The sequence below is a fragment of the Sphingomonas sp. GW821-FHT04B01 genome (assembly GCF_059420425.1).
The window spans coordinates 461,542-487,925 of record NZ_JBWKTR010000002.1 but is presented as its reverse complement, the minus strand read 5'-3'; the positions used below and the strand labels follow the sequence as shown (position 1 = coordinate 487,925).

General features: G+C 68.1%; 25 protein-coding genes. 13 read left to right on the top strand and 12 right to left on the bottom strand.

What is annotated here, in order from left to right:
- Window positions 1-67: 67 nt before the first annotated feature.
- From AC07UH_RS08480 to AC07UH_RS08440, 9 genes are all read right to left on the bottom strand, one after another.
- Entirely contained in the window at window positions 68-1,381 is a 1,314-nt protein-coding gene (locus AC07UH_RS08480) for a bifunctional folylpolyglutamate synthase/dihydrofolate synthase (RefSeq protein WP_495180145.1), read from the bottom strand.
- A 58-nt stretch (window positions 1,382-1,439) separates the two neighbouring features.
- Window positions 1,440-2,294 carry an acetyl-CoA carboxylase, carboxyltransferase subunit beta gene (accD, locus tag AC07UH_RS08475; protein ID WP_038659632.1) on the bottom strand — a complete coding sequence of 285 codons (855 nt, stop codon included), beginning with the start codon at window positions 2,292-2,294 and terminating at the stop codon, window positions 1,440-1,442.
- On the bottom strand, window positions 2,291-3,094 hold the full coding sequence (gene trpA, locus AC07UH_RS08470; protein ID WP_495180146.1) for a tryptophan synthase subunit alpha: 804 nt from the start codon (window positions 3,092-3,094) through the stop codon (window positions 2,291-2,293). Before trpA ends, accD begins: the two co-directional genes overlap by 4 nt.
- Window positions 3,091-4,323 (bottom strand): tryptophan synthase subunit beta, encoded by a 1,233-nt coding sequence (gene trpB / locus AC07UH_RS08465; RefSeq protein WP_495180147.1) that lies wholly within the window; start codon window positions 4,321-4,323, stop codon window positions 3,091-3,093. Before trpB ends, trpA begins: the two co-directional genes overlap by 4 nt.
- Window positions 4,320-4,955, bottom strand: a complete 636-nt coding sequence (locus tag AC07UH_RS08460) for a phosphoribosylanthranilate isomerase (RefSeq protein ID WP_495180148.1) — start codon at window positions 4,953-4,955, stop codon at window positions 4,320-4,322. Before AC07UH_RS08460 ends, trpB begins: the two co-directional genes overlap by 4 nt.
- Before the next feature lie 178 nt (window positions 4,956-5,133).
- Entirely contained in the window at window positions 5,134-5,805 is a 672-nt protein-coding gene (gene pyrF / locus AC07UH_RS08455; RefSeq protein ID WP_495180149.1) for an orotidine-5'-phosphate decarboxylase, read from the bottom strand.
- A complete protein-coding gene (locus tag AC07UH_RS08450) occupies window positions 5,802-6,128 on the bottom strand; it encodes a lipopolysaccharide assembly protein LapA domain-containing protein (protein WP_495180150.1) in 327 nt (108 codons plus the stop codon). The genes pyrF and AC07UH_RS08450 overlap by 4 nt, the downstream gene beginning before the upstream one ends.
- Window positions 6,129-6,402: 274 nt before the next feature.
- Window positions 6,403-8,697, bottom strand: a complete 2,295-nt coding sequence (locus AC07UH_RS08445) for a patatin-like protein (RefSeq protein ID WP_495180151.1) — start codon at window positions 8,695-8,697, stop codon at window positions 6,403-6,405.
- A complete protein-coding gene (locus AC07UH_RS08440; protein ID WP_137899385.1) occupies window positions 8,697-9,404 on the bottom strand; it encodes an endonuclease/exonuclease/phosphatase family protein in 708 nt (235 codons plus the stop codon). The genes AC07UH_RS08445 and AC07UH_RS08440 overlap by 1 nt, the downstream gene beginning before the upstream one ends.
- A 250-nt stretch (window positions 9,405-9,654) precedes the next feature.
- Between AC07UH_RS08440 and AC07UH_RS08435 the strand changes: the two genes are divergently transcribed.
- The 5 genes from AC07UH_RS08435 to AC07UH_RS08415 all read left to right on the top strand — a co-directional run bounded on the left by AC07UH_RS08435 (window position 9,655) and on the right by AC07UH_RS08415 (window position 13,447).
- Complete coding sequence (locus AC07UH_RS08435) at window positions 9,655-10,356, top strand: hypothetical protein (RefSeq protein WP_495180152.1); 702 nt, start codon at window positions 9,655-9,657, stop codon at window positions 10,354-10,356.
- A 1-nt stretch (window position 10,357) separates the two neighbouring features.
- Entirely contained in the window at window positions 10,358-11,497 is a 1,140-nt protein-coding gene (locus tag AC07UH_RS08430) for a M48 family metallopeptidase (RefSeq protein WP_495180153.1), read from the top strand.
- Between the two features lie 9 nt (window positions 11,498-11,506).
- Window positions 11,507-12,106 (top strand): hypothetical protein, encoded by a 600-nt coding sequence (locus AC07UH_RS08425; protein WP_495180154.1) that lies wholly within the window; start codon window positions 11,507-11,509, stop codon window positions 12,104-12,106.
- Between the two features lie 297 nt (window positions 12,107-12,403).
- Window positions 12,404-12,982, top strand: coding sequence for an acyltransferase (locus AC07UH_RS08420; protein ID WP_137899381.1), 579 nt, complete (start codon window positions 12,404-12,406; stop codon window positions 12,980-12,982).
- A gap of 210 nt (window positions 12,983-13,192) precedes the next feature.
- The gene (locus tag AC07UH_RS08415) at window positions 13,193-13,447 is read left to right on the top strand and encodes a hypothetical protein (protein WP_495180155.1); all 255 of its coding nucleotides are present in this window, start codon (window positions 13,193-13,195) and stop codon (window positions 13,445-13,447) included.
- Between the two features lie 75 nt (window positions 13,448-13,522).
- Here the strand turns inward: AC07UH_RS08415 and AC07UH_RS08410 are convergent, their stop codons facing one another.
- On the bottom strand, window positions 13,523-13,765 hold the full coding sequence (locus AC07UH_RS08410) for a hypothetical protein (protein ID WP_495180156.1): 243 nt from the start codon (window positions 13,763-13,765) through the stop codon (window positions 13,523-13,525).
- 457 nt (window positions 13,766-14,222) lie between these two features.
- Here AC07UH_RS08410 and galA point away from each other — a divergent pair, with 457 nt between their 5' ends.
- A complete protein-coding gene (gene galA, locus AC07UH_RS08405) occupies window positions 14,223-16,691 on the top strand; it encodes a beta-galactosidase GalA (RefSeq protein ID WP_495180157.1) in 2,469 nt (822 codons plus the stop codon).
- A 4-nt stretch (window positions 16,692-16,695) separates the two neighbouring features.
- Here the strand turns inward: galA and AC07UH_RS08400 are convergent, their stop codons facing one another.
- Complete coding sequence (locus AC07UH_RS08400; protein WP_495180158.1) at window positions 16,696-16,932, bottom strand: hypothetical protein; 237 nt, start codon at window positions 16,930-16,932, stop codon at window positions 16,696-16,698.
- Window positions 16,929-17,936, bottom strand: a complete 1,008-nt coding sequence (locus AC07UH_RS08395) for an SDR family oxidoreductase (RefSeq protein WP_495180159.1) — start codon at window positions 17,934-17,936, stop codon at window positions 16,929-16,931. Before AC07UH_RS08395 ends, AC07UH_RS08400 begins: the two co-directional genes overlap by 4 nt.
- A 99-nt stretch (window positions 17,937-18,035) precedes the next feature.
- Here AC07UH_RS08395 and AC07UH_RS08390 point away from each other — a divergent pair, with 99 nt between their 5' ends.
- The 7 genes from AC07UH_RS08390 to AC07UH_RS08360 all read left to right on the top strand — a co-directional run bounded on the left by AC07UH_RS08390 (window position 18,036) and on the right by AC07UH_RS08360 (window position 26,367).
- A complete protein-coding gene (locus tag AC07UH_RS08390) occupies window positions 18,036-18,617 on the top strand; it encodes a ClpP family protease (protein WP_137899377.1) in 582 nt (193 codons plus the stop codon).
- Between the two features lie 80 nt (window positions 18,618-18,697).
- Window positions 18,698-19,483, top strand: coding sequence for a succinate dehydrogenase iron-sulfur subunit (locus tag AC07UH_RS08385; protein WP_038659584.1), 786 nt, complete (start codon window positions 18,698-18,700; stop codon window positions 19,481-19,483).
- A gap of 10 nt (window positions 19,484-19,493) precedes the next feature.
- Entirely contained in the window at window positions 19,494-19,940 is a 447-nt protein-coding gene (locus AC07UH_RS08380; RefSeq protein WP_495180160.1) for a PaaI family thioesterase, read from the top strand.
- 119 nt (window positions 19,941-20,059) lie between these two features.
- The gene (zapE, locus tag AC07UH_RS08375; RefSeq protein WP_495180161.1) at window positions 20,060-21,160 is read left to right on the top strand and encodes a cell division protein ZapE; all 1,101 of its coding nucleotides are present in this window, start codon (window positions 20,060-20,062) and stop codon (window positions 21,158-21,160) included.
- A 121-nt stretch (window positions 21,161-21,281) separates the two neighbouring features.
- Window positions 21,282-22,244, top strand: coding sequence for a malate dehydrogenase (mdh, locus tag AC07UH_RS08370; RefSeq protein WP_495180162.1), 963 nt, complete (start codon window positions 21,282-21,284; stop codon window positions 22,242-22,244).
- Window positions 22,245-22,334: 90 nt separating this feature from the next.
- The gene (gene sucD / locus AC07UH_RS08365) at window positions 22,335-23,219 is read left to right on the top strand and encodes a succinate--CoA ligase subunit alpha (RefSeq protein ID WP_037536645.1); all 885 of its coding nucleotides are present in this window, start codon (window positions 22,335-22,337) and stop codon (window positions 23,217-23,219) included.
- A gap of 175 nt (window positions 23,220-23,394) precedes the next feature.
- Complete coding sequence (locus tag AC07UH_RS08360) at window positions 23,395-26,367, top strand: 2-oxoglutarate dehydrogenase E1 component (RefSeq protein WP_495180163.1); 2,973 nt, start codon at window positions 23,395-23,397, stop codon at window positions 26,365-26,367.
- Window positions 26,368-26,384: the final 17 nt, after the last annotated feature.

Here is a 26,384-nt window from a genome sequence, read left to right as displayed (position 1 = left end):
GGGCAACTCCTGTGGTCGTCCCGAACACTCGACAATCCGCTATTGCAAGTCAATCGCAATCAACGCGTCATTGTGGATACTCATCGTTCAGGCGGAGCGCTTCACCGGCAAGATAGAGCGAACCGGCGATCAGCACGACCGGCGCAGCGGTTTCTCCCGCCAGATCGAGCGCTTGCGGCAGATCGTCGGCGACTCCGGCGGCGACGCCGAACTCCTCGGCCAGCGCGGCGAGCGTGGCGGGGGCGTGACAGGCGTGACCGGGGACCGGCACCGCGATCATCCGCGACACCGCGGGGGCGAGCAGGCGCAGCACTCCGCGCGCATCCTTGTTGGCGAGCATGCCAAGGACGAGCACCACCGGCCGTTCGCCGGCGAGCGTGCGCAGCGCGCGTGCCACCGGCTGCGCGGCGGAGGGATTGTGCGCGCCGTCGAGCCACAGGTCGCTGCCGGCCGGCAGGCGATCGTGGAGCGGTCCGGCGCCGAGTCGCTGCATCCGTGCGGGCCATTGCGCCCAATCGGCGGCGGCGCGCATCGCCGCCTCCGGAATTGCCAGCGCGCCCTGATGGCGCAGCATCGCGATGGCGAGTGCCAGATTGCGCGACTGATGCGGGCCGACGAGCCGGGGCCGATCGGTCACGACGGCAAAGCCGCCGTCGCGATAGCGCATCGTCTGGCGCGCGGTTTCGCTCCACCAGTCGACGTTGCGCGCGACCACGGGAGCGCCGGCGACGGCGGCGACCGCCGCGACGCGGGCGCGGCAGGGGGCGGGATAGTTCATCGTCACCAGCGGCACGCCCGGCTTGGCGATCCCCGCTTTCTCGCCGGCGATGTCGACGATGCGGCTGCCGAGAAAGGCTTCGTGGTCCATGCCGAGCGCGGCGACGCCGGTGACCGCGGGTCGGGGGATGACGTTGGTCGCATCGAGCCGCCCGCCGAGACCGACCTCGACGATCGTCGCGGCGGCGGGGGTACGTGCGAAGGCGAGGAAGGCGGCGGCGGTGGTGACCTCGAAGAAGCTCGCGCCGATGCCGTCGGCATGGTCGAGCACCTCGGATAGCAGGGCAGCGAGCGCGGCGTCGTCGATCAGCCGCCCGGCGATGCGGATGCGCTCGTTGAAGCGGACGAGATGCGGGCTGGAGAAGACGTGGACGTCATGCTCCGCCGCCTCGATCGCCGCGCGCAGAAAGGCGCAGGTCGAGCCCTTGCCGTTGGTGCCGGCGACGTGGAACACCGGCGGCAACGCCAGATGCGGGTCGCCGAGCCGCGCGAGCAGCGTCGTGATACGGTCGAGGCCGAGGATGTCGGCGCCGGGGGACAGCGACCACAGGCGGTCGAGCTGCTGCTGGACCGCGGGATCGGTGGAGGTGGCGTGGTCTGGCATCTGTTGGGGTTCGCTGCGCCTGTGTCCGGATGACGCGTGCTGGGGCACGTCCCCCCGGTTACGCCGCCTGCGCCACCGACAGATAGCCGATCACCGTCGCCAGCCGCTCGCGCAGTTCCTTGCGGTGGACGACCATGTCGAGCATGCCGTGGTCGAGCAGATATTCGGCGCGCTGGAAGCCTTCAGGCAGTTTCTCGCGGATCGTGCTCTCGATTACGCGCTGGCCGGCGAAACCGATCAGCGCATTGGGTTCGGAGATCTGCACGTCGCCGAGCATCGCATAGCTCGCGGTGACGCCGCCGGTGGTCGGATCGGTCAGCACGACGACATAGGGCAGGCCGGCGTCGTGCAGCATCTGGATCGCGACGGTGCTGCGCGGCATCTGCATCAGGCTGAGAATGCCCTCCTGCATGCGCGCGCCGCCCGCGGCGGTGAAGATCACATAGGGCGCCTTCTCGCGGATCGCTTCCTCGACGCCGCGGACGAACGCCTCGCCCACCGCGAGCCCCATCGAGCCGCCCATGAAGGCGAAATCCTGCACCCCCATCACGACGCGATGGCCGAGGATCGTGCCGCGCGCGTTGATCAGCGCGTCCTGTTCGTGCGCCGAGGTCCGCGCCGCCTTGAGCCGGTCGGTATAGCGCTTGGAATCGCGGAACTTGAGCGGATCCTCGGGTACCTTGGGCACGGGCAGTTCGGCGCAGCTGCCCTCGTCGAGAATCTGCGCGAAGCGCAGCTTCGGGCCGATGCGCTCGTGATGATCGCATTTCGGGCAGACGTAGAGGTTCTCCTCCAGCTCCTTGGTGAAGACCATCTGCCCGCAGCCCTTGCACTTGTGCCAGAGGTTCTCGTCGGACGATTCACGCTTGGCGACGAAGGGCAAAGCGTTGCGGACGTTGGTGATCCAGCTCATCGGATGACCTTTCGCGACGAGGCCAGCGCCTCGCTGAGGGAGTGGACATAGGTGCGCACCGCATCGGGCGCGGCGGCGCCATGGGTGGCAACCAGCTCGACGATCGCCGAGCCGACGACGACGCCGTCGGCAACCGCGCCGATCGCGGCGGCCTGTTCGGGGGTGCGGACGCCGAAGCCGACCGCGACGGGCAGGTCGGTGGTCGCCTTGAGCCGCGCGACCGCCTGGTCGATCGACCCCTGCGCCGCCTGCTGCAGGCCGGTGATGCCGGCGACCGAGACGTAATAGAGGAAACCGCTCGCGCCATCGAGCACGCGCGGCAGGCGCGCGGCATCGGTGGTCGGCGTGGCGAGGCGGATCGGATCGATGCCGCGCGCGCGCAGTTCCGGCCCCAGGGCATCGTCTTCCTCGGGCGGGATGTCGACGCAGATCACGCCATCGACACCCGCCGCCGATGCCGCCCCGGCGAACCAGTCGGGGCCGCGGCGCAGCATCGGATTGGCATAGCCCATCAGCACCAGCGGCACGTCGGGATGCCGGGCGCGAAAGGCGGTGGCGATGGCGAGGATGTCGGCGGTCCGCGTGCCGGCGGCGAGGCTGCGCAGGTTCGCCGCCTGGATCGCCGGGCCGTCCGCCATCGGATCGGTGAACGGCATGCCGAGTTCGATCACGTCCGCGCCGCCCGCGACGAGCGCGTCGAGGATCGCGCCGGTCGCGTCAGGCGTCGGATCGCCGGCGGTGACGAAGGTCACCAGCGCCGGGCGGCCCTTGGCGAAGGCGTTGGCGAGCCGCTGGCTCATATCGCCACCCCCAGGGCCTCGGCGACGGTGAAGATATCCTTGTCGCCGCGACCGCAGAGGTTGGCGAGGATGATCTGGTCGTCGCGCATCGTCCGCGCGCGCACCGCCACCGCGGCGATCGCATGCGCCGGCTCGAGCGCGGGGATGATCCCTTCGGTGCGGCAGAGCAACTGGAAGGCGTCGAGCGCGTCCTTGTCGGTCGCGCTGGTATATTCGACGCGGCCGATATCGCGCAGCCAGGCGTGTTCGGGGCCGATGCCGGGATAGTCGAGTCCCGCCGAGATCGAATGACCCTCGGCGATCTGGCCGTCCTCGTCCTGCAACAGATAGGTCTTGTTGCCGTGAAGCACGCCCGGGAAACCGCCCGCCAGACTGGCGGCATGTTCGCTGCCGTCGAGGCCATGGCCCGCCGCCTCGACCCCGAGCATCCCGACCGCGGGATCGTCGAGGAACGGATGGAACAGGCCGATCGCATTCGACCCGCCGCCGATCGCCGCGCAGAGCAGATCGGGCAGCCGGCCGGTGCGCGCGAGCATCTGCGCGCGCGCCTCGCGACCGATGATGCTCTGGAAGTCGCGCACCAGCTCGGGATAGGGGTGCGGGCCGGCGGCGGTGCCGATGATGTAGAAGGTGTCGTGGACGTTGGCGACCCAGTCGCGCAGCCCCTCGTTCATCGCGTCGGACAGCGTCGCCGCGCCGCTGGTGACGGGACGGACCTCGACGCCGAGCAGCTTCATGCGGAAGACGTTGGGCTGCTGCCGTGCGACGTCCTTCGCCCCCATGTAGATGACGCAGGGTAGGCCGAAGCGCGCGCAGACCGCGGCGGTGGCGACGCCGTGCTGGCCGGCGCCCGTCTCGGCGATGATCCGCGTCTTGCCCATCCGGATTGCGAGCAGGATCTGGCCGATGCAATTGTTGATCTTGTGCGCGCCGGTATGGTTGAGCTCGTCGCGCTTGAACCAGATCTGGGCGCCCATGCCGGGCTCCGCGCCCTCGCGCACCGCTTCGCTCAGCCGCTCGGCGTGATAGAGCGGGCTGGGGCGGCCGACATAATGTTCCATGAGGTCGTCGAACTGCGCGGCGAAGGCGGGGTCGGCCTTGGCGGCGCGATATTCGCGATCGAGGTCGAGGACCAAGGGCATCAGCGTCTCGGCGACATAGCGGCCGCCGAACTGGCCGAAGTGACCGCGCTCGTCGGGCTGCGCGCGATAGGTGTTGGGGGCGTTCATGACTGCGTCGCTTTAAGGAAGGCGCCGATCTTGTCCATATCCTTGACCCCCGGCGCGGACTCGACGCCGGACGATACGTCGACCAGCGTAGCGCCGGTCCGAGCGATCGCCTCGCCGACATTGGCGGGGTCGAGTCCACCCGACAGCGCCCACGGCAAAGGGTGGCGGAAGCCGTCGAGCAGCGCCCAGTCGAAGCGCAACCCCATGCCGCCGGGCAGCTTCGCGTCGTCCGGGGTCTTGGCGTCGTAGAGGATGCGGTCGGCGGCGCCGACAAAGCTGCGCGCTGCATCGAGATCGGCGCGGGTCTTCACCGCCACCGCGGCCCAGCTTTCGAGGTCGGTGCGGGCACGGATCGCGGCGACGCGGGGCGCAGCGGTCTTGTGGAGCTGCACCGCGTCGATCGTGCCGCTGGCGACCGCCTGTTCGATCAGCGCATCGTCGGGATCGACGAACACGCCGACGCGGCGGACGTGCGACGGCACGCGCGCGGCGAGCTGGGTCGCGCGCGCGAAATCGAGATGGCGCGGCGACGGTGGAAAGAAGACGAAACCGACATGGCTCGCGCCGTGCCGCAACGCGGCATCGAGCGTCTCGGGCGTGGAGAGGCCGCAGATCTTGGTGTGGACGGGCATGATTGCGCGTGTCGGCGTTCGGCGGGGGAAGTGCAAGGGTTCGGCGGCGGCTGCAGACCGATCGCATTCAGCCGTCACCCTCACCCGTCGCCGCCTTCGGCGGCTTTTCCCTCTCCCGGTGGGAGAGGGAAGGGGCCCGCCACCGTAGGCGGTGGGAAGGGTGAGGGTCGATCGGGTCCTACAGCGTCCCGCCGATCGCCCGCGCGGCGGCGTCGGGGTCCTCTGCCTGCGTGATCGGGCGGCCGATGACGAGGATCGAGGCGCCCGCATCGAGCGCGGCGCGGGGGGTGACGACGCGCTTCTGATCGCCGGCCGCGCCATCGGCGGGGCGGACGCCGGGGACGACGAAGAAGCCCTTGGGCCACGCCTTCTTCGCCGCGACGACTTCGGCGCCCGAGCAGACGATGCCGTCGATCCCCGCCTCATGTGCCAGTTCGGTGAGGCGCAGGACCTGGTCGTGCGCGCTGCCGCCGATGCCGGTGGCGGCGAGATCGCTCGCGTCGAGGCTGGTCAGCATCGTCACCGCGACGACCTTGGTGTTGAGCGGTGCCGCCGCCTTGGCGTCCTCGAGCATCGCGCGGCCGCCGCTGGCGTGGACGGTCAGGATCGCGGGCTCGATCGGGCTCAACGCCTGCACCGCCTTGGCGACGGTGTTGGGGATGTCGTGCAGCTTGAGATCGAGAAAGATCGGCAGGCCGAGCTCCGCCATCTCGCGCACGCCATGCTGGCCATGCGCGCAGAAGAATTCGAGGCCGAGCTTGATGCCGCCGATATGCGCGCGGGTCCGGGTGGCGATCGCCTTGGCGCGGGCGAGATCGGGCGTGTCGATCGCGACGTAGATCGGGCTCATGCCGGGGGTCCGTCGAGCGTCGGGTCGGCCGGCACGACCGGCTCGGCCGCAACGGGTGCGGGCATCGCCGGTGCGGCACGCTGGTCGACCAGCAGCCGCTCGCACGCCGCGAGACGCTGGCGCAGCCGCCAGCGCACCGTGCCGAGGTACAGATAGGTCGGCAGGAAGCCGAGCAGGAAAGTAACGAGCAGCAGCAGCGGCAGGTTCACGTCGGCGATCAGGCCGCTCCACAGATTGATCTGGACGCCGGTCCAATTGCCATAGGTGAACAGCGCCGCGACGAACGCGAGCAGGAACCAGAACAGGATCTTGAGGAACTGCATGTAACACTCCTGAGGAGTAGCAAGGGTAGCCGGGGCGCGCGCCGATGGCCAGAGTGGGCGGTCCTCTCCCGGAAGGGCAGGGCTATCGCCTGTGAGCGTCCGTCTGCTCTGGCCGACCTTGCAATCCCACTCCGTCACCCCGGACTTGTGCCGGGGTCCCGCTTTTTCGGAGGGTACGAAGAAGCGGGATGCCGGATCAGGTCCGGCATGACGGGAGGATACGTAACATCGCAACGCCCCTATAATAGCCTGCCCTTGCATCGGGGGAATGGCGTCACCCCACCTCCACCCGCAGGCTTGCGATCAGCGCCGGGATCGCCGTCAGCCGCGGTTCCTCCTCGTCGAGGATCGCGCGGAACGCGGCGCGCTTGATCGCGGCGACGCGGCCGGGCTTCATCCGCACCTGCGCGGGCAGCGTCGAGACGCAGATGTCGATCATCCGCTCGGCGCCGTGCAGCCGGCCCCACAGATAGTCGTTCTCGCGATAGGCGCGGCTGAAGAAGGCGCCGAAGCTGTTGAACTGAATGCCCTTCAGCGTCGCCTCCGCACCGCCCGCCCGGATCGCGGTGGCGTCGTCGGGGGCGATGCGATCGACCTTGATCGGATCGAATTCGTCCAGCCCCTCGCCCTGCAACAAGGGCAAGGTCGCGGTGTCGAAATAGGGGAAGCCGAGATAGGCGAGCAGCAACGCGCGCCGCATCGGCCGGTCGAGCGTCGCGAAGGCGTGCGCCAGCCGCCGGTCGGTATCGCCGTCCAACGTCGTGAGGTCCAGCGCGGCGCCGAGCGCGTCGAGCAGCGGCGCGGCATCGCCGCTGCGCAGGCGGCGGACGTGATGGCCGAGCTCGGGATGCTGGTCGGCGCGCTGGCGGTCGAGATAGGCGGCGAGCGAGGCATAGATCGCCTCGCGCATCGCGCTCGCCTCGCCCGCGGCACCGTCATGCTGCGCCTCGATCTCCTCCAGCCGCCGCGCCATCAGCCGCAGCCGGCGGATGCGGAAGCCGAGATCGAAGGTGCGCAGGAAGTCGATCGTCGCCGCGCTCTCCTTGCCCGAGAAGCTCGGCGCGAGCCCGCCGAAGCCGCGTTCGGCGATCGCCGCCTCGATACTCGCGCGGATGCGGCGCCAGCGTTGCTGGCCGGGCTCGCCGCCGACCTGGTAGAGCAGGCCAGTGATCGTCTCGACCACGCCGCTGAGCTTGAGATGGCCGTATGCGGCGTAGCTGTAGCCGGCGCGCGTCGCCGCCGCGGTCTGCGCGCGGCGTCGCCAGGCGACCAGCCGCGCCGGCGTCGGCCGGTTGAGGAACAAGGTGTGGCCGAAGAGCTGCTCGATCTCCTCCTCCACCGCGGGGCGCAGCGCGGTGACGATGCCGCGCATCCGGTCGATCCGGCCGGAGCGCTCGGCGAGCGCATCGAGATTGTCGCGGATCGGCTGCTGGCGCGGCAGGTCGCTGAGGGCGCCGAGGATCGTCTGGAAGAAGCCGGGCTTCTCGCCGCCCGAACCGAGCCGGATCTTGATACCCGGCGAGGGGTCGATGTAGACGAAGCGGCGATCGATCTCGCGCCGCGCCGGCCGTTCCTTGAGCGCGTCGATCGCCGGCCGGAACGGCGCGTTGGCGAGCACCGATCCGTCGATCAGCACCGCTTTGTCGACCTGGTTGGCGGCGAACTGCCGTGGCAGCGCACGCTTGAGGAAGGAGGCGCGGCCCGGCCAGTCGATGCCGCGCGCCGCGAGCACGTCGTCGAGCTCGCCGACGGTGAACGGCGGGAAGGCCCCCGGAAAGCTCGACGTCGCGCGCGCGGCGAAGGCGAGATCGGGCATCGCGCCGATCACGCCGCCGCTGGCATGATCGGAGAAGCCGAGCACGACGCGATGCTCGGTCTCCATCACCTCGGGTGGCGAGTTGAGGCGCAGCCGTTCGGGATGGCCGGTGAAATCGGTGCAGGTGACGAACAGGTCGAGCGGCTGGCCGTCGGGCAGCAACCGCGGTCCCGCCGTCGATCGCGCCATCGCCGCGAAGGCGTCGAGCAGCAGGCCGGTGAAGGTCGCGCCGCCGAACGGCGGCTCGAACCAGCGCGAGCGGACGAAATGCGACAATTTGGTCCGCACCTCGTCCTGCGTCGCCTCGTCGAGCGCCTCGACCTTGTCCTTGCTGCGCCCCGCCGCGACCCAGGCGAGCGGCAGCGCCCACAGTTTCGAAAAGCGGCTGGCGGGTGCGGCATCGGGATCGATCAGCGCCTCGACATCGGCGGAGGTCAGCCACAGATCGGTGAGCGGTTCGAGGCTCTGCCCGGTGGCGATCGCCTGCGCGAGGAAGATGCCGTTGATCCCGCCCGCCGACGCGCCGGCGATGATGTCGGCGAGCACGCGCAGCCGGATGCCGGCGAGTGCCTCGATCTCCTCGATCAGCGCGGCATAGACCGCTTCGCTGCCGCCCTCGCGCGCATCGCCGGCATGGTAGGCGCAGCTCGCGCGGACCAGATGCCATACCTCCTTGGTGATGCCGTGCATATAGACCGCGAGGCTGATCCCGCCGTAGCAGACCAGGGCGAGGCGCAGTTCCTTCTCGCGCATCAGGCGGGCGCCAGCGTCGCCCAGATCGGCAGGTGATCCGAGGTCTTGCGCGCCGCGGCGCTGGCATGGACGCCGCACTCGGCGACGGTCAGCTCGGGCGACACCATGATCCGGTCGAGCCGCCCGACCGGCCGGCGCGCGTGGAAGCTCGGCCCGGTCGCCGCCATGCGATAGTCGCGGCAGAAGTCGCGCAGGCACCCCGCCGCGGCGGTCCATTCGTTGAGGTCGCCCATCAGCACGGTCGGATGGCGCAGCGTCGCCGTCTCGACATGCGCCATGATCGCCGCCGCCTGCCGCCGCCGCCACAGGCCGGACAGGTCGAGGTGCATGCCGACGACTCGCAGCATGCCGGCATGCGTGTCGATATCCGCCATCACCGCGCCGCGCGGTTCGAGCGAGGGCAAATGGATCGGCGCGCGCTCGACGACCCGTGCCGACTTGCGGACGAGGATGACGTTGCCGTGCCAGCCCATCGACAGCGCGCGCATGCCGAATTCGACCGGCTTCCAGTCGCTGTGCTCGTCGAGCAGATGCGTCGGCAGCACCGATTCGCGCGTGCCGAAGCGGCGGTCCGCCTCCTGCAAGGCGATGACGTCGGCGTCGATCTCACGCAGCACCTCCAGCACCCGTTCCGGGTTGCGGCGACGGTCGAGACCGACGCCCTTGTGGATATTGTAGCTGGCGACTTTCAGGTGGCGGGAAACCATTGCGCGATCGTAACGCCCGTGCGCCGGTTTGGTGCCGACCCCATAATCGGGCGCGTCACGTCTGCGAATGGCAACGCCATCAATATATTAGACGGGCTACCCATGTGTTGTAGCTCGACGGTGAAGCAATAGGCAGAGACTAGGGCCAAAGCCGCAGTTCTAAATCTCGACTCGATGTGATATGTGGAGTTGCGAGTCGGATAGCAATCCGATGGCCGGGGGCGGTAACTTGCAGATTGTTCGGATCATTATGGTGGTCTGGTTGCTGGTCGGGGCGTCGTCGGCGTCGGCGCAGGAGAAGTCCGGCGTCAAACCGGGTTTCACGCTGACGCCGGGATCGGCGCATATCGTGCTGATCCGGCCATCGATCCAGGTCGGTGCGCAATCGACCGCGGGGATGTTCGAACCCAATGCCGACTGGACCGCGCAGGCGCGCGACGCACTCGGCGCCGCGCTGCGCACGGCGGAGCGGCGGCTCGGCAACGACGTGACCGATTATGTCGAGCCCGTCGGCGCGGACGCCGCGCGGCTTGCCGAATATCAGGCGCTGTTCGATACGGTCGCGGCGTCGGTGATCGAATATCAGTTCTTCGTCGGCAACCGGCTGCCGACCAAGAAGCGCAAGGACCAGTTCGCCTGTAGCCTCGGGCCGGACGTGGCGACGTTGCCCGGCCTCGCCGGCGCCGATTACGCGCTGTTCGTCTCGACCGAGGATCATTTCGGTTCGACCGGACGCAAGGTGTTGCAGATCTTCGCCGCGCTCGCGCGGGTACCGGTCACCGCCGGGGTGCACCGGGGGTTCGCCGGGCTGGTCGATCTGCGCACCGGCGATCTGGTGTGGCTCAACGCCGATTGGCAGATGGGCGGGGACGTCCGCGATGTCGCCGGCGCCGAGAAGCGCGTGCGGCAGTTGCTCGCCGGCTTCCCCGGCAAGCCCGCAGCAGCGCCTTGAGATGCGCCGCCTGATCGCCGCCGCGCTGATCGTCTCGACCGCGACTGCGGCGTCCGATCCGGTGCTGCCGCCCTATGTTCCCGCCTATCAGCCCACCGATGTCGACGAGCGCGGTGCGTGGATGATCGCCGACGAAGAGGAGCGTCGGCTGCGCGATGCGCCGGAGGTGATCCGCGATCCCGCACTCAACGCCTTCGTCCGCGACGTCCTGTGCCGCACCGTCGGTGCCGATCGCTGCGCCGCGATCCGGCTCTACATCGTGCGCATCCCGGCGTTCAACGCGACCACCTATCCGAACGGGATGATGACGGTGTGGACGGGTGCGCTGCTGCGGCTGCACAGCGAGGCGGAGCTCGGCGCGATGCTCGGCCACGAATTCGGCCATTTCGAGCTGCGTCATACCGTGGCGAGCTTCCGCCACCGGCGCAGCGGCAACGCTTTGCTCGCCTGGGCCTCGATCCTCGGCGGCGGCTTCGCCTTGCAGGTGGCGACGATCGGCGGCTTCTACCGCTTCGATCGCGCGCAGGAGAAAGCGGCGGACCTGCTCGGCCTGCGCTACCTCGCGGCCTCGTCCTATCCGGCATCGGCGGCGGCGGACATCTGGGTGCGCGCCATGGCGGAGACGGACGCGAGCGCGATCGGCCGCTATCGCAAGCCCGACCAACGCTACACCGCCGGTTTCTTCGCCACGCATCCGACCGATCTCACCCGCGCCACCTATCTGCGTGCCGCGGCGGCGGCGATCGGCGTTCACGGCGCGGACGAGGCGGCGCGGTATCGCGCGGCGCTCGCGCCATGGCTGCCGCGCCTGCTCGCCGACCAGATCAAGCGCAACGATTTCGGCGGCAGCGAATATCTGCTCGCGCAACTGGCGGCGGACGGCTGGACGACGCCGCTCCTGTTCGCGCGCGGCGAATTGTATCGCGAACGCGGCAATCCGCGCGATCTGGTGAGCGCCGCCGGTTTCTATCGCGACGCGATCGGCCGTGGCGACGCGCCGCCCGAAGCCTATCGCGGGCTCGGTCTCGCGCTGCTGCGCGGCAACCAAGCCGAGGCCGGCAGAGCGGCGCTGCGCGACTATCTCCGCCGCAAGCCCGATGCGGGCGATGCGCCGCTGATCTCCACCCTGATCGCTTCATGAGGCTTGCCGATGACGTTGCGCCACTTCCCCTCCATCGCGCTCGCCGCCGCGGCGCTCGCCCTCGCGGTGCCGGTCCGCGCCGGCAACACGCTCATCCCGGCGGGGCAGCGCGTCGCCGTCGCCGGATCGGTGCTGACCGTACAGCCCGACGCCGAATGGAACAGGCTCGGCGTTCGCCCCGGACGCTATGCGGAACGCTGGACGCGCGACGGCGACCAGCTCGACGCGCTGACCTTCTATGGCGGGATTGCCGACGGCAAGACGCTGTTTCGAGAGGTCAACCGTAAGGAGCGTCCGCTGCCGCGCGTGGCGGCGACGATGCTGGTCACTGACATCCCGATTCTGCTGGAGAACAGCTATCGCGTCGCGCGCGGCATCGCGGCGATGACGATCGAGCGGGTCGAGCCGGCACGCTTCGCCGGCAGCGACGGCGTCCATTTCACCTACAGCTATATCCGTCTCGACGAATCGCTGCACCGGCGCGGCGAGGCGTTCGGCGCGATCATCCGCGGCCGCCTGTATCTGATCACCTATGAGGCGCCAGCGCTCCATTATTACGAGCGGGGCGCACCGGCGGCGCGGCGCGTCGTCGACAGCGCGCGGGTGTGACGGGCGCGGCAGGACAGGGGCCCCGCGGGTAGACTGACCCACCCACCAGATACTGGGCGGGCAGGTCAGTCCGGCAATCCCTTCCATGGTCTTTCCGACGAAGTCTGCGTGTAGCTGGAGAAGGTTAACGTCGCGTTCCGTATGTTCGCGGCCATCGGATTGCCATGCGATCGACCGTGACGCCGATCGGACAGAATCATTTGACTGATGACAAAATGGGTCTGTAGCTTTAGGACAACATTCGTGCCCGAGTTCCGTCGAAAACGACGATGACCGTAGTGTGCCGGGAGACAGCCGATGACCCAGATTCGTTGGAAACGAACGAAGCTGCGCGCCCTGATCCTGCGCATCCAGGGCTCGGTGTTCATCTCCGACGGCTTGCGGCGGCGCCTCCTCAATTTCGCGGGTGCGCGGATCCACCCGACCGCCACCATCCGTCATTCCTGCTGGCTCGACAGCGCCGACATCGTGATGGGACCGGATGCGATGCTCAACTGCTTTGCCCGCTACGACGGTGCCGCGCCGCTGATCTTCGAGGCGGGCGCGCGTGTCTCGTCGGGCGTCACCTTCACCACCAGCACGCATCATCACACCGGCAATCCGAAGCGGCGCTCGTCGCAGGAGACGATCGACTCCCCAATCACGATCAAGGCGGGCAGCTGGGTCATGACCGACGTGACGATCAATCCCGGCGTCACGATTGGCGCGGGCTGCGAGATCGGCGCCAAGGCGCTGGTCGTCGAGGACACCGAACCCAACGGTCTGTACGTCAACATGGCCGGTCCCTCCGGCGCCATTCGCGCCCGACGGATCAAGGACCTGCCCGTGCCCGGCGTCGCCGCGACGCCGGTGGTGCTGGCGACGAAGCGCGCCTGATGCCCGCTGCCGGCGGTGCTTAGTGGCGATGCGCCGGGCGGAGCGAAGCCGTGCGGCGTGAGTTGATTTGTTTCGGAACGGGATTCCGGCGCAAGACCCTATAGCGATTGCGGTTGCTCGCCGGCGTCCCGACCGGCATGTCTGTACCACGCTCTGCCGGCGGGCTCGTCAACTCCCGGGCCGGCAGGGCGCCCGATGGGGCGCTTGAGAATGTATTGGGAACATCTTTCCGCAAGCGATGCCCTGATCCTCGCCGGAATCGCGGTGCTGATCGCCAGCCTGTATTTCGCGTTGCGCTACGACCGGCGCGTGCAGCAGCGCCGCGCCGCCGAGTGGCACGACGCCTATTATCGGCGCGGCGGACTGGTGCGCGCGCTGATGGGCCGATGGGGCCGCGGCCCGGCGCGCCTGACCGACCAGCGCGACGACGTGTCCCGGCCGCCGACACAACAAAGGGGGCCGTAGCCCCCTTTGCGAGCGCCCGTGGCGCTGCCGTGACCGGCGGCCGCGCCCGCAGGCGAGGACCGCGGAAAACGGATCTTAGTTGCTGTCGGCCTTGTCGTCGTCCGAAGCGACGGCGACGATGCCGGCTGCCACGGCAGCGACCGCCAGCACGGCGATGATGACGCCGCCACCGGCGAGCTCGTTCTTCCTGGCCGAGGTGGAACCGGTGCGCACCGACTTGGCGACCGACAGGCTCGCAGCGGGGTTGGCCGGTGCCGCAGCGACCGGTGCAGCGACGAGGGCCGTAGCGGCAACGGCGGTGAGGTACTTACGAATCACGCTAATCTCCTATTGTAGGGTTACCCCTCGGCCATCCCTGGCACGAGGAGGCTACCATTGGGTTAATGCAGGCGATTTTGCAATCTCGGGCAACGACGTATGGCAGCGTCGCAATCGCCGTGGTCGGCATCCGAAACGATCGGTCCGGCGGCATCGAATTTCGGATAAAGCGCGCGTCCTCAACTGCTTACCAGTGGAACTCCGGACGTGATTCAAGAGGCCGCACTCGCGTGCGCTGATGCAAATCGAACCATGCCACTGACGTCAAACATCCGTCCGCAATCCGAGCGGACATGCTCACTCAAGTCGTTGCGAACGCATGTAAAATCAAAGTCGGCTTCACCCCGTCGCCTGCCATACGGAGACGGCCGAAGACCTTATCATCGTATAATATATTTGACGGACTAAAGGCGAAATGATGGAATGGCGATCCGATCAACCGCCGGAAGGACGCCCTTTGAGCCACCCGCACCGCCGCGCGCTCCTGAAGACCGGCGGCGCCTCCGCCGTCGCGGCGCTGTTGCCCACCGCGCCGCTCGCTGCGGCGGCTCCGGCCGCTTCGCCGAACCCGCGCATCGTCGAGCCGCTCGACACCGACTGGCGCTTTCACCTCGGCCACGCCAGCGACCCGGCCAGGGACTTCGGCTTCGGCCGCAGCCACGATACCTATGCCAAATCGGGCGACGCCGGCACCCCGGCCGCCGAAGCCAAGTTCGACGCCAAGGATTGGGCGACGGTGTCGCTGCCGCACGACTGGGCGGTCGACCTGCCGTTCGAGCGGTTCGGCGCGCCGGGCAGCGACGCGGACAAAACCGGCGCTTATCAGGGTTTCAAGCCGCTCGGCCGGATGTGGCCGGCGACCAGCGTCGGCTGGTACCGGCGCGTCATCCGCCTGACGCCGGCGGATGCGACGCGCCGGCTGCTGCTCCAGTTCGACGGCGTGTCCCGCGACTGCCTCGTCATCCTCAACAGCTTCGTCGTCGGGTCGAACGAGAGCGGCTATACGCCGTTCGAGATCGACGTCACCGACTTCGCCAAGCCGGGCGAGGACAATGTGCTGCTCGTCCGCTGCGACGTCAGTCTCGGCGAGGCATGGTCGTACGAGGGCGCCGGCCTCTATCGCCACGCGCGGCTGGTCAAGACCGCGCCGGTGCACGTCCGGCAATGGGGTGCGACCGTACGCACCACCGTCGCCGCGGCGAGCGCGCAGGTGGCGATCACGACCGAGATCGTCAACGACGGCCCCGCCACGCGCGTCCGGCTGCGCTCGACGATCGCCGCGCCGGACGGGCGGGTGGTGGCGCGGCTGACCTCCGATCCGCTCGCGCTGCCCGCCTGGGGCGAGACGATCGCGGCGCAGCAGACGCTGCTCGCCAGTCCGGCGCTCTGGTCGCTGGAGACGCCGCACCTCTATACGCTGACCAGCGAGATCCTGATCGACGATGCCCCGGTCGACCGCGACGAGACGCGCTTCGGCATCCGCACGATCCGCTTCGATCCCGACCGCGGTTTCTTCCTCAACGACCGTCCGGTGAAGATCAAGGGCACCTGCAACCATCAGGATCATGCCGGCGTCGGTTTCGCGGTGCCCGACAGCCTGCACGTCTGGCGGCTCGAACAGCTCAAGGCGATGGGCGCCAACGCCTATCGCTCGACCCACCATGCCCCCGCGCCGGCGATCCTCGACGCCTGCGACCGGCTCGGCATCCTCGTGATGAGCGAGACGCGGCAGATGTCGAGCAATGCCGAAGGCCTGTCACAGCTCGACCGCGTCGTGCGACAGGGCCGCAACCACCCCAGCGTCTTCATCTGGAGCATCGGCAACGAGGAAATCCACCGCGGCACCGAAAACGGCGCCCGCATCGCCGAGACGATGAAGCGCCGCGTCCATGCGCTCGACGGCACCCGTCCGGTGACCGAGGCATTCAACGGCAAGCTCGGGCAGGGCGCCTCGCGCGTGCTCGATGTCATGGGCTGCAATTATTATCTCGGCGAGATCGACGGCTATCACGCCAAGCACCCGACCGTGCCGATGATCGGCACCGAGACGGGCAGCACGGTGATGACGCGCGGCGAATATGCCCGCAACGACAAGGAGGGGCTCGTCCCCGCCTATGATCAGGACTATCCGGTCTGGGCGACGACCGCGGAGACATGGTGGTCCTTCTACGACGCGCGGCCGTTCCTCGCCGGCGGGTTCGTCTGGACCGGCTTCGACTATCGCGGCGAGCCTACGCCGTTCGAACGCTGGCCGGAAAACGTCTCGCACTTCGGCCAGATGGACCTGTGCGGCTTCCCCAAGGATAATTTCCATTACTACCGCGCCTGGTGGGGTTCGGAGCCGGTGCTCCACCTCTTCCCGCACTGGAACTGGCCGGGTCGCGAGGGGCAGACGGTCGCGGTCTGGGTGCACAGCAATTGCGAGGCGGTCGAATTGTTCCTCAACGGCCGCAGCCTCGGGCGGCAGACGGTGGCGCGCAACACGCATCTCGCCTGGCAGGTGCCGTACGCACCGGGCCGGATCACCGCGCGGGGTTTCCGCGATGGTCGCCCTATCCTGACCGCCGAACGACAGACGACCGGCGCACCCGCAGGGATCGGCCTGTCGAGCGATCGACGCCAGCTCGCACCGGGCGAGGTCGCGGTGGTCCGCGCCGCGATCCTCGACGGACAGCGCCGCGAGGTGCCGACCGCGAACAACCGCATCACCTTCGCGCTGAGCGGCGACGCGGTGTTGCTCGGTGTCGGCAACGGTGATCCGCGCAGTCTGGAGCCCGATCACGCCACGACGCGATCCGCGTTCAACGGCCTGGCGATGGCGCTGATCCAGGCAGGGGAGAAGGGTGGTCCGATCCGGCTCGAAGCACGCGGCGACGGCCTCGCCGCGACGATGCTGGCCCTGATCGGAAGCGCGAAGCGCGCCTGAACGCTCAGCCGGTTAGTCGCTTGGCCAGACCGCGGATCGCCTGCCCGGCGAACACCGCGACCGGCTCGCCGTCGACGTCGACCGCGCGTTCGGGGCGCAGCACCGCGTCATTCTGCAAGCCGTTGTCGAGCGCCAGCCACGCCCGCACCGCATCGGCGAGATTGGTCACCTCGGGAACCTCGTTGCCGCCGCGGTCGACGTTGGCGAGGACGGCGCTCATCTGCCATTCGATATCGCTCACGCCGCATCCTTCCGGCCGTAGAGGAAGGCGCCGGCGCCCGCCGCGGCGATCGCGACCAGCGCCGTGGTCAGCCCCGAATGTTTCGCCGCGGCGGTATACAGGCTGGTCTGCCGCGCCGCCGGATGCTCGCCCGAATGGACGCGGCCGGTATCGGTGGTGGTGAACAGATTGCTCGGCGCTGGCTGGTCCTTCTTGGGATCGACGAACATCGTCGCCGCCAGCGGCGCGAGCCGGTCGAACAGCTTGGGGAAATGCGCGGCGAACAGCGCCTGCGCGCGGCCCGCCCCGCCGACGGTGATGTCGCGCTTGGCATGCGTCGCGCAGAACAGGATCGCGTCCGCGACCAGCTCGGGCGCATAGACCGGCGGCGGGATCTGCGCCTCGCCGGGCTCGTGATTGGCGGCATGCTGGGCGATCGGCGTGTCGATCCCCGACGGTTTGACCAACGTCACCTGGATCGGCACCCCGTCGCTGGCCAGCTCCATGCGCAGCGCGTCGATGTAGGCCCTGGTCGCGTGCTTGCTCGCGGCATAGGCGCCCATGATCGGGCTCGGCATGTCGGACGCCACCGACCCGACCGTGATCAACGTGCCGCGCGACGCGGTCAGATACGGGATGGCGGCGAGGCAGCCGTGGACGGTGCCGAAATAATTGGTCCGGAACAGCTGGCGATGTTCGTCGTCGGGCAGTTCGACCAGCTTACCGTAGATGGCGGTGCCGGCATCGTTGACCCAGGTGTCGATCCGTCCGAACCGCTGGTTGGCATGCGCGGCTGCGGCGCGCATCGTATCCGCGTCGCCGATGTCGGCGGCATAGGCGTCCGCCGTCCCGCCCGCCGCGACGATGCCCTGTACCGCCTCGCGCAGCGCCGCTTCGTCGCGGGCGATCAGCAACACCTTGGCGCCGCGCCCCGCCGCCATCCGCGCGGTGACGAGGCCGATACCGGAGCTTGCTCCGGTGATCACGATCACCTGCTCGGCGAGAGGCTTTAGCGCTGGCTTCATGAGATCATCTTTCGCTGGGGTGCGCCACAAGCGCGCCACCACGGCGGCGGGTTCCGCCGAGGTCGGGAACCTCGGCGGGCCACGGGGGTTCGCCGCGACATGACCGATAGCGCCCGCCAAAACGTCGCCAGCAAATACCCCCTGCTGGCCTTCCCGCACATCCAGCTCCACGGCACCGTGGACGACATGATGTACGCCCGCTTCAAGACGCAGCTCGCCGAAGCGCCGCAGGACGGCCCGCTCGTCGTGTCGATCACGACGCTTGGCGGCGACCCCGAGATGGGCCGCGCGATGGGCGACGATATCCAGCTGCTGCGCGACTATACCGGCCGCGAGACGCTGTTCCTCGGCAAGGTCGCGGTCTATTCCGCCGGTGCGACCTTCATGGCGGCCTTCCCGGTCGAGAAGCGGTTCCTCACCCGCGGCACCCGGCTGATGCTGCACGAGCGGTTGATGACCAGCACGGTGCAGCTCTCCGGTCCGCTCACCACCTTGCCCGCGGTGCTCAAGGCCAAGCTCCACGAGATCGAGGAGTCGATCAAGATCCAGGAAGAGGGCTTCCGCGAGATCGTCCGCGGCTCGTCGGTGACGCTGGACGAGCTGCGCAGCAAGGCGCCGTCCAACTGGTATATCGAGGCCGAGGAGGCGCGCCAGCGCGGCCTTGTTCTTGATGTGATCTGATCGCCGCCTATCTCTCGGGGGTTGCACTCGCCCGACGAAAGGCATAGCCGCAACGCAGCATATAGAGGAGCGTTGCGGCGATGGCCGAGTTCACCCTGCCCAAGAACAGCAAGGTCAAGGCGAAGGGCAAGGTTCATAAAGCGACTGGTGACGCGCAGCGCATCAAGACCTTCAAGGTCTATCGCTACGATCCCGATACCGCCGAGAACCCACGCTACGATACGTTCGAGATCAACCTCGACGAATGCGGCCCGATGGTGCTCGACGCGCTCATCAAGATGAAGGCCGAGCAGGATTCGTCGCTCACCTTCCGCCGGTCGTGCCGCGAGGGCATTTGCGGGTCCTGCTCGATGAACATCGACGGCCGCAACGGCCTCGCCTGCACCACCGCGATCGAGGACGTGAAGGGCGAGGTGAAGATCACGCCGCTGCCGGCGATGGACGTCATCAAGGATCTCGTTCCCGACTTCACGCATTTCTACGCGCAGTACAGCTCGATCAAGCCGTGGATGCAGACGGTCAGCCCGCCGCCCTCGGGCAAGGAGCGGCTGCAGTCGCCTGAGGATCGCGCCAAGCTCGACGGTCTCTACGAGTGCATCCTGTGCGCCTGCTGCTCGACCTCGTGCCCAAGCTATTGGTGGAACGCCGACAAGTTCCTCGGGCCGGCGATCCTGCTCCAGGCCTATCGCTGGCTCGCCGACAGCCGCGACGAGATGACCGGCGAGCGGCTCGACCAGCTCGAGGACCCGTTCCGCCTCTATCGCTGCCATACGATCATGAATTGCGCGAACACCTGCCCCAAGGGTCTCAACCCGGCCAAGGCGATCGCCGAGATCAAGAAGATGGAAGCCGAGCGCATCCTGTAAGGCACGTGGCGTGACGGAGTCGCCGGCCTTCGTCTACGACGACGATCCGGAGCTGCCCGGCTGGAAACGCTGGCAGTTCCGGGACGTGTCGCGCTTCAACACATTCATCGAACCGCTGCACGTCCGCGTCGAGGACGGCATCGCCCGCGTCCGCATGCAGCCGCGGCGCGACCATTCCAATATGCGCGACAACGTCCACGGCGGGGCGTTGCTCGGTTTCATGGACGTCGCGCTGTTCGCCGCGTCGCGCGGCTTCGGCGTTCTCGGCGCAGGGGGCGCGGTGACGGTCGATCTGTCGGCGCAGTTCATCGATGGCGGCGCGATCGGGGTGCCGCTGGAAGCGCGCATCGAACTGTTGCGTGAAACCGGCCGCATGCTGTTCCTGCGCGGGCTGATCGTGCAGGAGGCGCGGACGATCGCCAGCTTCACCGGCACGCTGCGCAAGGCGACGGCCTGAGGCGAACGCTTTGGCCGATCGCGCCTGCCCTCACCCAGCGCCGCCTGCGACCGAAGGGTAAGGGCGAGGCGAAACGCCTATAATGACCATGAGCGCCCCGGCGTTCGCAGGAGCTCCCCATGACCAAAGTCCTCAACGCCTATGACGCGCTCGTCGCCGCGGGCGAGTTGCGCCCCGACGCCGAACAGCGCGCCGCTGCCACCCGCCTCGACGAACTCGCCGCCGCACTCGAGGCGCCACGCAAGAAGGGCCTGCTGAGCCGCCTCACCGGGCGCGGCGGCGGCGGCCCGCGCGGCGTCTACATGTTCGGCGACGTCGGCCGCGGCAAGTCGATGATGATGGACCTGTTCTTCGCCAATGTCGCGGTGGACAGGAAGCGCCGCGTCCATTTCTCCGAATTCATGCTGGAGGTGCACGGCCGCATCGCGATCGAGCGCCGCCGGGAAGCGGGCGACCCGATCGCCCCCGTCGCCGCGGCGCTTGCCGCCGAGACGCGGCTGCTCGCCTTCGACGAGATGATGGTCACCAACTCGCCCGATGCGATGATCCTCAGCCGCCTGTTCACCGCCTTGCTCGAAGCCGGCGTGACGATGGTCACCACCTCAAACCGCGCACCCGCCGACCTCTACAAGAACGGCCTCAACCGCGAGCATTTCCTGCCCTTCATCGCGCTGATCGAAAGCCGGCTCGACGTGGTGACGCTGAACGGGCCGATCGACTATCGCCGCGACCGGCTCGGCCAGCAGAACACCTGGCTCGTGCCCAACGGCGCCGAGGCGACGCGCAACCTGTCCGCCGCCTTCTTCCGCCTGACCGATCACGAGGTGACCGAGCCGATCCCGTCGGAGGATATCGAGGTGCAGGGGCGCACCTTGCACGTCCCCAAGACGCTGAAGGGCGTCGCGGTCTTCTCCTTCAAAAAGCTGTGCGGCGAGGCGCGCGGCGCGGCCGACTATCTGGCCGTCGCACGCCGCTATCATACGGTGATCCTCGTCGGCATTCCGAAGCTCGGGCCCGAGAACCGCAATGAGGCGGCACGGTTCGTCGCGCTGATCGACGCGCTCTACGAGCATAAGGTCAAGCTGCTCGCGGCGGCCGATGCCGAGCCCGACGCGCTCTATCCCGAGGGCGATGGCCGGTTCGAATTCCAGCGCACGGTCAGCCGGCTCGAGGAAATCCGCTCCGAAGACTATCTGGCGCAAGGCCATGGCACAGTCTAATGCACTTGCGAACCATTATCAGATAAACTCTTAACCCATGCCGTTTAACGGTTGCCGGGCGCGCAAAACGGGCGTAACCGGCGTGGCCAATCACGCCCTGCCTGTAACGGAGATGGATTGGATGGCTCGCAAGAAGATCGCGCTGATCGGCGCCGGTAACATCGGCGGCACGCTCGCGCACCTCGCGGCATTGAAGGGCCTTGGCGACATCGTCCTGTTCGACGTCGTCGAAGGCGTGCCGCAGGGCAAGGCGCTCGACCTGTCGCAGTGCGGCCCGGTCGAAGGTTTCGATGCTAAGATCACCGGCTCGAACGATTATGCCGATATCGCCGGCGCCGACGTCATCATCGTCACCGCCGGTGTCGCGCGCAAGCCCGGCATGAGCCGCGACGATCTGCTCGGGATCAACCTCAAGGTGATGAAGGCGGTCGGCGAGGGCATCAAGGCCAACGCCCCCGACGCGTTCGTGATCTGCATCACCAACCCGCTCGACGCGATGGTCTGGGCGCTGCGTGAATTCTCGGGTCTGCCGCACAACAAGGTCGTCGGCATGGCCGGCGTGCTCGATTCGGCGCGCTTCAGCCACTTCCTCGCCGACGAGTTCCAGGTTTCGGTCAAGGACGTCACCAGCTTCGTGCTCGGCGGCCACGGCGACACGATGGTCCCGGTCATCTCCTATTCGACCGTCTCGGGCATCCCGGTTCCCGACCTCATCAAGATGGGCCGCTCGACGCAGGACAAGATCGACGCGATCGTCAAGCGCACCCGCGGCGGCGGCGGCGAGATCGTCGGCCTGCTCAAGACCGGCTCGGCCTATTACGCCCCGGCGACCAGCGGCATCGCGATGGCCGAGGCCTATCTCTACGACCAGAAGCGCGTCCTGCCCGCCGCGGCCTATGTCGATGGTCAGTACGGCGTGAACGACCTCTATGTCGGCGTGCCGGTGGTGATCGGTGCCGGCGGCGTCGAGCAGATCGTCGAGATCGCGCTCGACGACGAGGCCAAGGCGAACCTCACCGTCTCCGTCGATGCGGTCAAGGAACTGCTTGAGGCGTGCAAGGGCATCGACGGCTCGCTGAACTAATCATTTCGGTGCGGGGCGGCGACCGGCCGCCCCGCACGTCTTATGGCGCCCCCGCATCGACGGGGGCTGCGTCACATCCAGGGAGCCTCCATGAGCATCCTCGTCAACAAGAACACCAAGGTCATTACCCAGGGCATGACCGGCGAAACCGGCAGCTTCCACACCAAGGCGGCGCTGGACTATGGCACGCAGATGGTCGGCGGCGTGACGCCGGGCAAGGGCGGGACCGAGCATCTCGGCCTGCCGGTGTTCAACACCGTCGCCGAAGCCAAGTCGAAGACCGGCGCCGATGCGTCGGTGATCTACGTGCCGCCCCCCTTCGCCGCCGATTCGATCCTCGAGGCGATCGACGCCGAGATCCCGCTGATCGTCGCGATCACCGAAGGCATCCCGGTGCTCGACATGGTCCGCGTCAAGCGCGCGCTGTCGGGCTCCAAGTCGCGGCTGATCGGCCCGAACTGCCCGGGCGTGCTGACGCCGGGCGAGTGCAAGATCGGCATCATGCCCGGCAGCATCTTCAAGCAGGGCTCGGTCGGCGTCGTGTCGCGCTCGGGTACGCTGACCTATGAGGCGGTGTTCCAGACCTCGAACGCCGGCCTCGGCCAGACCACCGCGGTCGGCATCGGCGGCGATCCGGTCAACGGCACCAACTTCATCGACGTGCTCGAACTGTTCCTCGCCGACGAGGCGACCCAGTCGATCATCATGATCGGCGAGATCGGCGGCGACGCCGAGGAGCAGGCCGCACAATTCCTGATCGACGAGGCCAAGCGTGGCCGCAAGAAGCCGATGGCCGGCTTCATCGCAGGCCGCACCGCGCCTCCGGGCCGTCGCATGGGCCATGCCGGCGCGATCGTGTCGGGCGGCAAGGGCGACGCCGAGAGCAAGATAGCGGCGATGGAAGCCGCCGGCATCAAGGTCGCGGCGAGCCCGTCGGAACTGGGTTCGACGCTGCTGGAAGTGCTGAACGGCTGATCTGACCCTTCTCCCCTCGTGGGAGAAGGATACGGAGACTTGGCGGCGCAGCCGCCTAGTCGAAGTTGGATGAGGGGGATGCCGAGCGACACCCTTTCCCCTCACCCTCCCACCGCCTGACGGCGGCGGGCCCCTCCCTCTCCCACAAGGGGAGAGGGGTTGAAGGAAGAAGACCATGGGCTACGAAGGTCAGGATTTCGGCGACATCGCATCCGGCGTGTCGCCTGCGTTCATCGAAGCGCTCTACGCCAAATATCAGGCCGACCAGTCGTCGGTCGATCTCGGCTGGCGTGGCTTCTTCGAGGGTCTCGAAGCCGGCACCGGCGGTCCGAGCTGGACCAACAAGCGCTGGCCTTTGTCGACCACCGACGACCTGACCGCGGGCCTCGACCCCACCCAGATGGAGCCGGCGCCCAAGCCGGCCAAGGGCGGCAAGCCCGCCGCGGCGCCGACCGCGGCGCCGTCCAAGGACGACATCATCAAGGCGGCGGGCGACGCGATCCGCGCGCAGATGCTGATCCGCACCTATCGCGTCCGCGGCCATCTCGCCGCCAACCTCGATCCGCTCGGCCTGTCGCACCGCGACATGCCCGAGGATCTGCGCACCGAATATCACGGCTTCACCGACGCCGATATCGACCGGCCGATCTACCTCGGCGGCACGCTCGGCTTCGAATGGGCGACCGTACGCGAGCTCGTCGACACGCTGCGCCGCAATTACTGCGGCAACGTCGGCCTCGAATATATGCATATCGTCGACGTCGAGGAGCGCCGCTTCCTGCAGGACCGCATGGAGGGCAAGGACAAGGCGATCGAGTTCAGCAGCGACGGCAAGCGCGCGATCCTGAGCAAGGTCATCGAGGCCGAGCAATGGGAGAAGTTCCTCGGCAAGAAGTATGTCGGGACCAAGCGCTTCGGCCTCGACGGCGGTGAGAGCATGATCCCGGCGCTCGAAAGCGTCATCAAATACGGCGGCCAGGCCGGCGTGCGCGAGATCGTCTACGGCATGGCGCATCGCGGCCGCCTCAACGTGCTCGCCAACGTGATGGCCAAGCCGCTGCGCGTGATCTTCCACGAATTCGCCGGCGGTTCGGCCAACCCCGACGAGATCGGCGGTTCGGGCGACGTCAAATATCACCTCGGCACCTCGACCGACCGCGAGTTCGACGGTCACAAGGTCCATATGTCGCTGGTCGCCAATCCGTCGCACCTCGAGGCGGCCGATCCGGTCGTGCTCGGCAAGACGCGCGCGATCCAGACGCTCGCCAACGACCTCGTCGAGCACACCGGCTCGCTGCCGGTGCTGATCCACGGCGACGCGGCGTTCGCGGGGCAGGGGATCGTCTGGGAATGCCTCGGCTTCTCGGGCATCCGCGGCTATAACACCGGCGGCTGCGTCCATTTCATCATCAACAACCAGGTCGGCTTCACGACCTCGCCGCAGTTCGCGCGCTCGTCGCCCTATCCGTCCGACGTGGCGAAGGGCGTGCAGGCGCCGGTCTTCCACGTCAACGGCGACGATCCCGAGGCGGTGACCTTCGCCACCAAGATGGCGATCGAATTCCGGCAGAAGTTCCATCGCGACATCGTGATCGACATGTGGTGCTATCGCCGCTTCGGTCACAACGAGGGCGACGAGCCGGGCTTCACCCAGCCGCTGATGTACAACGTCATCCGCCAGCATCCCGGCGTCAGCGAGATCTATGCCAAGCGCCTGATGTCGGAGGGCGTGATCGATCAGGCATGGCTGGACGACAAGGTCCACCAGTTCACCACCCTGCTCGAAGGCGAGTTCGAGGCGGGCGCGAGCTACAAGCCCAACAAGGCGGACTGGTTCGCCGGTCGCTGGTCGGGCCTGTCTGCGCCGACCGACGGCGGCAGCGAGCGCCGCAACGTTGAGACCGGCATCGAACTCAAGCTGTTCGACGCACTCGGCCGCACGCTGACGACGGTGCCCGAGGGCATCCAGATCCACAAGACGCTGTCGCGGGTGATCGACGCCAAGCGCCAGATGTTCAAGACCGGCGAGAATTTCGACTGGGCGACCGGCGAGGCGCTGGCCTTCGGCTCGCTGCTGTCGGAGGGCTATGGCGTCCGCCTGTCGGGTCAGGATTCGGGCCGCGGCACCTTCTCGCAGCGCCACGCGGTCTGGGTCGACCAGACCGACGAGCACAAGTACGTGCCGCTGACCACGGTCGAGCACGGCCGGTTCGAGGTGCTCGACAGTCCGCTCTCCGAATATGGCGTGCTCGGGTTCGAGTACGGCTATGCGCTCGCCGATCCGAAGACTTTGGTGATGTGGGAGGCGCAGTTCGGCGATTTCGTCAACGGCGCGCAGATCATGATCGACCAGTTCATCACCAGCGGCGAGTCCAAGTGGCTGCGCGCCAACGGCCTCGTGATGCTGCTGCCGCACGGCTACGAAGGGCAGGGGCCGGAGCATAGCTCGGCACGTCCCGAGCGCTTCCTCCAGTCGTGCGCGCAGGATAATATCCAGGTCGCCAATTGCACCACGCCGGCGAACTACTTCCACCTGCTGCGCCGGCAGATGCACCGCAACTTCCGCAAACCCCTGATCGTGATGACGCCTAAGTCGCTGCTCCGCCACAAATTGGCGGTGTCGGCTGCGGCGGACTTCCAGGGCGACAGTCACTTCAAGCGCATCCTCTCCGACACCAACGGTGCGGCGGATGCCGAGACGAAGCGGCTGGTGCTGTGCACCGGCAAGGTCGCCTACGACCTGATCGAGGCGCGCAACGCCGCGGGCGATACCGGCACGCAGATCGTGCGGATCGAGCAGCTCTATCCGTTCCCCGGCGATGCGCTCGCCCGCCGGATCGCGCGGATGCCGCAGCTCGAGGATGTCGTCTGGGCGCAGGAAGAGCCGAAGAACAACGGTTACTGGTTCTTCGTCGAGCCGCTGATCGAGGAATCGCTCAAGGCCGCCGATTGCGCAGTCAAGCGGCCGCGCTATGCGGGCCGTCAGTCCGCCGCCTCGCCGGCGACGGGCCTGATGAAGCGCCACACCGCCGAACAGGGCGCGCTGGTCGCCGATGCGCTCGGCCACAACGTCCGCGAGGAAATCCGCCGCACCCGCAGCGAGGCGTCCACCACCACCGCCCGGCCCACCCAGGCCCCCAGCAGCTAACAACGTTCCCCGATTGA